Origin of the sequence: Rubritalea tangerina (assembly GCF_042683245.1) — a bacterium.
GTDB classification, from domain to species: domain Bacteria; phylum Verrucomicrobiota; class Verrucomicrobiia; order Verrucomicrobiales; family Akkermansiaceae; genus Rubritalea; species Rubritalea tangerina.
Genome location: NZ_JBHUJB010000050.1, coordinates 22,485 through 30,227 on the forward strand (window position 1 = coordinate 22,485; position 7,743 = coordinate 30,227).

6 protein-coding genes are annotated in these 7,743 nt (G+C 51.9%); 4 read left to right on the forward strand and 2 right to left on the reverse strand.

The window, feature by feature from the left end; translation table 11 throughout:
- The first annotated feature begins 2 nt into the window (after window positions 1-2).
- Entirely contained in the window at window positions 3-656 is a 654-nt protein-coding gene (locus ACFSW8_RS12500; RefSeq protein ID WP_377088238.1) for an HAD family hydrolase, read from the forward strand.
- On the opposite strand, the gene ACFSW8_RS12505 is transcribed toward ACFSW8_RS12500, so the two are convergent.
- Window positions 640-2,052, reverse strand: coding sequence for a DUF5690 family protein (locus tag ACFSW8_RS12505; RefSeq protein ID WP_377088237.1), 1,413 nt, complete (start codon window positions 2,050-2,052; stop codon window positions 640-642). The genes ACFSW8_RS12500 and ACFSW8_RS12505 overlap by 17 nt on opposite strands.
- Before the next feature lie 137 nt (window positions 2,053-2,189).
- Between ACFSW8_RS12505 and ACFSW8_RS12510 the strand changes: the two genes are divergently transcribed.
- From ACFSW8_RS12510 to ACFSW8_RS12520, 3 genes are all read left to right on the forward strand, one after another.
- A complete protein-coding gene (locus tag ACFSW8_RS12510) occupies window positions 2,190-4,946 on the forward strand; it encodes a purple acid phosphatase family protein (protein WP_377178391.1) in 2,757 nt (918 codons plus the stop codon).
- Window positions 4,947-5,333: 387 nt separating this feature from the next.
- Entirely contained in the window at window positions 5,334-5,909 is a 576-nt protein-coding gene (locus ACFSW8_RS12515) for a sigma-70 family RNA polymerase sigma factor (RefSeq protein ID WP_377178393.1), read from the forward strand.
- Entirely contained in the window at window positions 5,906-7,318 is a 1,413-nt protein-coding gene (locus tag ACFSW8_RS12520) for a hypothetical protein (RefSeq protein ID WP_377178395.1), read from the forward strand. Before ACFSW8_RS12515 ends, ACFSW8_RS12520 begins: the two co-directional genes overlap by 4 nt.
- A 58-nt stretch (window positions 7,319-7,376) precedes the next feature.
- Here the strand turns inward: ACFSW8_RS12520 and ACFSW8_RS12525 are convergent, their stop codons facing one another.
- Window positions 7,377-7,688, reverse strand: a complete 312-nt coding sequence (locus tag ACFSW8_RS12525) for a DUF1330 domain-containing protein (protein WP_377088231.1) — start codon at window positions 7,686-7,688, stop codon at window positions 7,377-7,379.
- Window positions 7,689-7,743: the final 55 nt, after the last annotated feature.

Genomic DNA, 7,743 nt, shown 5'->3' on the forward strand with positions numbered 1-7,743 from the left:
GTATGAAGCTACCAGTCGCTGCAGTCATTTTCGATATGGACGGCACCCTCTTCGATACCGAAATCGTCTACTACCGCGCATTCCAAAGTGCCCTGGCTCAGCAAAACTATGACCTCACCAAGGAAACCTACTTCAGCCAACTCGCTGGAACCACCAACGAAAATATTGAACAATTCCTCACTCGCACACTAAACGCGAAATTCGATTGCCAACAATTCTCACGCGATTGGCCACAGTTCCTCCAGCAATTCACCCTCGATGACGGCATCCCCTTCATGCCCCATATCCCTCACGTCCTCGAGCTGCTCCACAAACGCGATATCCCTATGGCCATCGCTTCCTCAAGCTACCTCACCGACATCCTCGACTTCACCAAACGTACCGGCATCCATCATTACTTCCAAGCCGTCGCTGCCGGTGACCAAGTCACTTCCGGAAAACCTTCACCAGATATCTACCTCCTTGCCGCCGAAAGACTGAAGGTAGCTCCTGAAGCATGCCTGGCGATTGAGGATTCTAACCATGGTGTCGCTGCCGCCCACGCCGCAGGCATGCAAGTCATCATGACAGCCAACCGCATCCCCCCAAATGCCCATTCAAATAAAGTCTCTCACATAAGCAATAACCTTACTTCCTCCCTCACTCGCCTGCTCTAAGCACCTTCTGAGACTCCACCTCAGCTTCCATCTCACCAAGCATTGCACACTTCCTAAAATACAAATAACTGCCACATAAACACAGTAAACCACCCACTGTCAGTAAATGCGTGAAATGATGGAAAAACTCTAACTTGTTCATCTCACCAAATAACAAGTCCCCTACAAAGTACAAACCCACCGTCCCAATATACCCCACCCCATCGCACAGATAGATCGCAAAGACTGCAGTCCCCACAAAGCGAGTCGATGCTATGATCTGATCAAACAACACCGAACCAAAAGGAACGTAGGTCAAATACACCCCAACACCAGTCAGAACCATCCACGTGAATCCTGACACCATCCCACTGTCATACAATAAAGTCCCCCCTCCTAACGCTAGCATCCCCAAGGTCATAAAGCCCCAGACCAATACCAAACCATGCTGATGAAAAAGATGCCGTAACCAATACAAGGCTCCTAGACCAATCGTCACCGCAAATGCCACTATCATCTCAGCATTCCCCAACAAACTCTTGTTCTCAGCACTCGCTTCATAGCCTAACAAGCCAAAGATCTCTACCTGATACGTATCCCGGTAATCTCGATACGCGGTCATGAATAAATAAATGAAGCATAGCATGCAGATCCCCCCCGCAAAGCGTGTGAAAAACTGCCCCCTCTCAGCACCACTCATCGTCTTGCGCTCACTCCTCTCTGCAATGTCTAACTTATTTGGTGCAGGAAGCTGCTTGAGTAAAATCACAGCGATCACGAATACTGGCAAATAGTGAAGCCCCACCACAAAGGGCATCCACCCCTCGCTCACCGGCCCATACCATTCCACTAAATACCTGCTGAGAACCGGTGTGCCGTGCCACCACGTCGCCTCACTCCCTGCCATCACAGCACGTCCAAAATCCTTCACCACACCACTCGCCATGATAAACGCACAAGATAAGCCAGCGAGCATGATCTCAGAGGTCTTGCGCCCTTCTAAAAAAGTCACCACCACGCCCCATACCAAGCCTAACGCTAAACCATTAATACCAATCGCAATAAACTTCCAGTCATCAGGTACCAAGCCAAAGCAAAGCAAACTCAACTCCGCTAACAAAATAATCCCTACCAAAAACACCCCCCTCTTAGCGTGATCAAGCTCCGAACAAACCTTGATACCCACAATCTTTGATAGCGCATAGCCAATCAGCTGAGACGATGCCAACACCGCCTTAATACTCACCTCACCCCCAAACCATACCGCCCCCTCAAAAGCCGCCGCCGCAAATGGCTTGCGAAACGCATACATCGCAAAATACGTGATGAATGCTGCCACTACCGCATATAAAGTTAGCACCCCATCTGAGGAGTCACCTAACTTATTGTGCAACCAGCTCTTATTTTGCCTGTCCATAAACCCGCTTTACTACGCTCGATAGGCTCCCTTTCTTTTGCCCAATTGTCGAGAACCCATCCTAAGAAGTCGGAAATGCCACATCTTCATTGAAATTGCCCAGAGCGCGGGGAAAATCGTCAGGCTATGCTCCCATCATGCACCGTTCCACCTTCCTCAAACTTATTTCAGGGGCCTCTCTCGGAGCCTTCACCCTCCGAGGCCAATGGATTTTTGCCAACCCACTCCCCTTTGTGGGTGCCCCCTCAGGCCTCCGTCCCTACCTCCACCTACCCCGTCCCGATTCCATTTGGGTTTCCTGGTGGAGCGATGCCGATTCCCAAACCTTCATCGACTTCGGTGCCAGCCCAGATGCCCTTAACACCACAGTCACCGGTTCCGTCGATGTGCTTGGCTCAAACTACCACTACCACTCAGCCAAGCTCACAAACCTCACTCCTAACACCTACTACTATTATCGAGTACGCACGGAAAATGCGACCTCCGCCACCTTCCGCTTCCGCAGCGCACCCGCCCTAGGCTCCACCACCTCCCCCTTCAGAGCTCTCATCATCGGAGATAACCAAATCGTAGAAAAAGAATCCACTAACGATCCATACCATCGATACGAAAAACTCATGGAACGGGCAGTCACCAAAATTCGCGCCCTCCACCAAAATAAACCGATCGAAGAAATCATCGATGTCGTCGTTATGCCCGGTGACCAAGTCGACTACGGTAACAATAACCAATGGCGTCACCTCCACTTCTATTGCTCAAGGCTTATCAGCCCGAATGTCCCCATCATGACCTCCGTAGGAAACCATGAAACCTACGGAGATTCCGGACTCAACCGCTACCGCAGACTCTTCCGCTACGAAGAAGTCGACTACAATGGTATCCCTGGCCCCGACGGTGATTCATACTACTCACACCAAATGGCCAACTTTGTCTTCGTCCATACCAATAGTGAACTCGGAAACAGCGCCACCCAAACCCAATGGATCCAGTCCATTACCAACGCCGCTAAATCTGACTCCTCAGTCGATTGGCTCATCAGCATCTGCCACCGCCCCTACCAAGCCGAACAATACCTCGGCGATATCTCTAGCTGGATGCGTAACACCGCCATGCCCATCCTTAACCAAACCGATAAACACTTCCTCAATATCGGCGCCCACCACCATATCTACCACCGTGGCCAAGTCAAAGATGCCCCGAACTACCACATCATCTCAGGTGGCTCCGCGTGGGATCAATACTGGGGACAGTCCGGTCGAGAAGCCGATTACGATGATGTCCAAAAATCTATCAATAATTGGACCTGGCAATTGTTAGTTGCCGACCCCGCCACCCAAAAGGCCGAAGTCACCTGCTATGCTGAAGCCCATTGCCTCCTCCCAGCTAACAACCGATGGATCTACAATAGTAAAGAAGTCGACCGCTTCCATCGCATCCGAGGCAAAGCCGCCCCCAATACTCCTAGCCTCACAAACTCTGACACTTCGCCGCTGAGTCTACCATACACACTCAACTCGTCACCATACAGCACCTCCACTGACGAACTCCTCAATAGCGTCCAATACCAAGTCTCCACTGTGCCAAACTTCTCAAGCACAAACATCGATACCGTCGTCGACTTCGAAAATTTCTATGGAGACACAGGCGCCCCAGACTACCTTCCCGTTGATATCCACGCAGGCAAGGACATCACCCAATACGAGCTCGGAGCCTCGGCATTACCCAATGGTACCTACTATGCACGCACCCGCCACCGCGACCGCAATGCCACCTGGTCAGCATGGTCGCTCCCCTACACTTTCACCATCACGGGCAGTAATGCCGCAAACCCAAGCCTACAAATAGCCTCTCCCGTCCTCGCACCTAACACAGATATCCTCGTCCAATACGAACAAGGACCTGGCAATGCCAAAGATTGGATCGGGCTCTACAAGAAAGGCCAAATACCAGGCGGACCAGCATCCACAGCCTGGAGCTACGTCTCAGGACCAGCAGGCAACCTCACACTCAATACCGCAGGCAAGTTAGATGTCGGTGCCGAGTACTTCCTCGGCTTCTTCGAAAATGATGCCTACTCAGAACTCAGCCCACGGGTCCCCTTCTACCACGGTAACCGTACAAACCTCAGCCAAAGCAAAGATAAATACGACCAAGGTGAAGACGTCACCATCAACTTCTCCAATGCAGATGTCGCCGGGAACCAACTCAAACTCTACCGCGCAGGCATGACCCCAGGCCTTGACACCCCCATTGCCGCATACACCCTCACCTCTGCCCAAGGATCTTGGCCCATCACAGCACTCGATAAAGGCTACTACTTCGCCGTGGTCCAAGCCAATTCAGGTAACATCAAGATCAGCGACAGACTCGCATTCCAACTCGGTGAACGCATCGCTACTCTCACACTGCCTAAAACCACCTACCACCACAGTGAAGACATCCTAGCCACCTTTCTCAACGGCCCAGCAAATCCTAAAGATTGGCTCGGTGTCTACCGCCAAGGTGAAGAACCCGGTACAGGCGAACTCCTCAACTATGTCTACGTCGATGGCCGCCCGGCTGGAGATGTCACAGTCGTCGAAGACCTCCCCATCGGCGCATATTACCTCTCACTCTTTACGAATGATTCTTATACAGAAGTTTCTAACAGAGTATCATTCAACGTAGAACCCCAAGTCTTCAAACTCGATTCCTTTACCATCCAAGGAACTCAAGCCTCACTGCTCTGGGCCACCCAAGCCGGGGTGAACTACACCCTCCAAAAAAGTGCTGACCTCAAAACCTGGCAGGACCTATCCTCCTACCTCGGAGACGGGTCCCAAGCCACGCTCCAGCACTCCCTATCGCACAGCGATACCCGCTGCTTCTTCAGGGTCGTCGTCAAGACTCCCTGATCTATCATTCCCCTCAATCCCCCCCATTTAAAACAAAGAAAGCCCCTCGTTCTTGAAGCGGACTGAGCTGATATCCACTGCATGTAGATGTTACCCCAACATGCCCAGCGCCACTCTAAGAACAAGGGACCTCTTTGTTTCGTAGGTGTGTTAAACCATGGCAGGACTCCCTGCATCAGATACCCCCCTGAAGAGCCCTGCCACGATCAGTTACCTATCAAAGGCCGCCACCGCTCCTATCCTGACAACTTTTCTGCCACTTTTTATTTTTGGGACATTTTCTCACTTTTTTCGTCAGTATCCCCACCCCTCTGTCCTCTGCTCTGGAACCCTCACATTCTATCCAGATATGAACTGCACCAGTCCCACTCCTTGCACAGGCACGCCATGACTGCTATCTCATTAGCTAAGATGACCGACTATCGTCCAAGCACCAGCAGCCATACCGCCAATGCTGATGCCGCACCACAGGCATCCGCTAGCTCCTTGCTCGCCGGCATCCAAGGGCCATTGCGAGGCTACATCATCTCCCTCACAAGCAATGCCAATGACTACGACGATATCCTCCAAAATACCAATGCCTACCTCGTCACGAACCTCGATAAATACACCCCTGGCACCAATTTCAAAGCCTGGGCATTCCGTGTCGCCTACCTTCGTATTAAAGAAAGTATCCGAGCCCGCCAACGCAACACCCACGCACACCTCTCCGATGCCATGCTCGAACAGCTTAGTCATGATGCCGTAGAACTCTGCGACTCCGATGATGAACGCTACCACTTTCTCGCCAAGTGCCTCGCAACCCTCAAAGTCAAAGATAAGCAACTCGTCCAACAACACTACCTCCACCGCATCTCCCTCACCCAAATCGCACAAGACTCTAACCGCACCCCCAGCGCTCTCCATAAAGCGATCTCACGTATCCGCAAAACCCTGCGTATGTGTATCGATGCCAAGTCATGAATGCTTCCACTCTCCAACAACTCGACCTGCTGATCGATAAAATCCTCAGCCCCCAGTCACTCACTAATGCAGAGTGCCGTGAGCTCGAGAACCTTCTTGCAACACCCTCAGCACGTGTCCACTACCTCCGTGCCATGCAGCAAGAACAGGCACTCTACTCCTGTGTCGAAACCCAACCCGAACTCGTCACCGCCAAACCTTCCCCTCTCATCCGCTTCGCCGTCCCTCTCTCTCTAGCCGCCGCTGCCGCCATCGCTTTCACTCTCTACGTCCAGCACAAACACACTCCTGACGGCCCCATTATCGCTGCCCAACAAGCGCCGAACAACTTCACCATTCTATCCTCCAGAAATGTCGAGTGGAATGGCCCCTCCCCTAAAGGCTCCGACACCCAAACAGTCAACATCCTCTCCGGGCACCTCAAACTCCGTCATCCCTCCGGTGCAGAAGTCATTGTCCAAGGTCCAGCACACTACCAATCAACTGGACCTAACAGTGGAAACATAAGCAAAGGCAAATGCTCAGTGCTCATCACTCCACAAGCAACAGGCTACACACTCGATTACCCTGAAGGCCGTATCGTAGACCTCGGCACCCAGTTCGGCGTCGAAGTAAAACCCGGGGAACTTACCAAACTCGGCGTCTTCCAAGGCAGCGTCGAACTACAAGCCGCAAATACCACCCAAACTCTCAACACAGGAGAAGCTCTACTCCACGACTTCGATACAGGGATCCAATCGACCTCTATCTCCTCCATCGATATCCATCGCACTCTCCCCTCCAAAACCTACCTGTGGTCACACCACACAGGAGACCCCACCTCGAAAACCTTCGATATTACCGACCAAATCAATCAAGCTGGCACCCACACTATTGCCCTGCGTAAACTCGACGACACCTCCTCCATAGGAATCGCTGCTGTCCACCTCCTCAAAGATGGTGCCATCGTCGATTCAGATACCCACAGCGGGCGCCTCGGTAAAGCCGTCTATACCCGAAAAAATACCTACCAAGTCACAGTCCCTGATGCCATCAATGACCCCGCTGAATGGTCCGTCCAAGTCGACTTTACCCCTCGCAACCATAACAAGCCCACCCGCGGTGACCTCCTTGTCGTCAGCCCCACAATGCCCAAAGCCTCGGACTACCTAGGAAAGTGGGTCAACCACTTCCGCGACCGACGCCACGTGTGGGAGTTCCGACCCGACGGATCCGCTACCATCAGCTCCGAAACCGATACCCCAGGCCAAGTCGCTCAGTTCGATGCTCGTTACTCCGTCGATGGCTCCATCATCACCTTCAAAGTCACTTCTGAAGCCTCAGCATTCAAAATGATCATCGATAAAGAATCGAACGAGATTTTCATGCTCAACCGTCAAGCCGAACCCCTCACCAGAATGTTCGAGTAACTCTAAAATAGTTAAAAATCAAAGATCTCCCCCCCTCCATCAAACTTCGATCGGCACCTTACATACTAAAATCTAGCCCGTCAAAGAGAGCAACCATCGATTCGGCCGCCTTCTCCCGCATTGGCTTGATGCTTTCATATTCCGTGGATTCATAAAACGCAAACCAAGCAGAACGTGTCGGTGCCTTCAATAAGGCTGTTCTCTGGTGGTCCCAGCTCCCCTCAAGGACCGTCACCGTGCTCGTCCCCGTTGACACAAGTTCAATCCCGTATTTCGGTAACATCCCTCCCACCGCCTGAAAGTATTCCCCTAACAAAGTAGAATTCTTCACCTTCATGCTCATCAATAAATAGACTGGCTGGAATGGCACGGACTTAAGCGGTTTTTCGGTGTTTTAAAGTAGTCAGGAAAAGTCGGATAGGCTT

Coding starts and splice junctions, on each gene's coding strand:
- ACFSW8_RS12500 (WP_377088238.1), top strand. CDS start 3: ATGAAGCTACCAGTCGCTGCAGTCATTTTCGATATGGACGGCACCCTC.
- ACFSW8_RS12505 (WP_377088237.1), bottom strand. CDS start 2,052: ATGGACAGGCAAAATAAGAGCTGGTTGCACAATAAGTTAGGTGACTCC.
- ACFSW8_RS12510 (WP_377178391.1), top strand. CDS start 2,190: ATGCACCGTTCCACCTTCCTCAAACTTATTTCAGGGGCCTCTCTCGGA.
- ACFSW8_RS12515 (WP_377178393.1), top strand. CDS start 5,334: ATGACTGCTATCTCATTAGCTAAGATGACCGACTATCGTCCAAGCACC.
- ACFSW8_RS12520 (WP_377178395.1), top strand. CDS start 5,906: ATGAATGCTTCCACTCTCCAACAACTCGACCTGCTGATCGATAAAATC.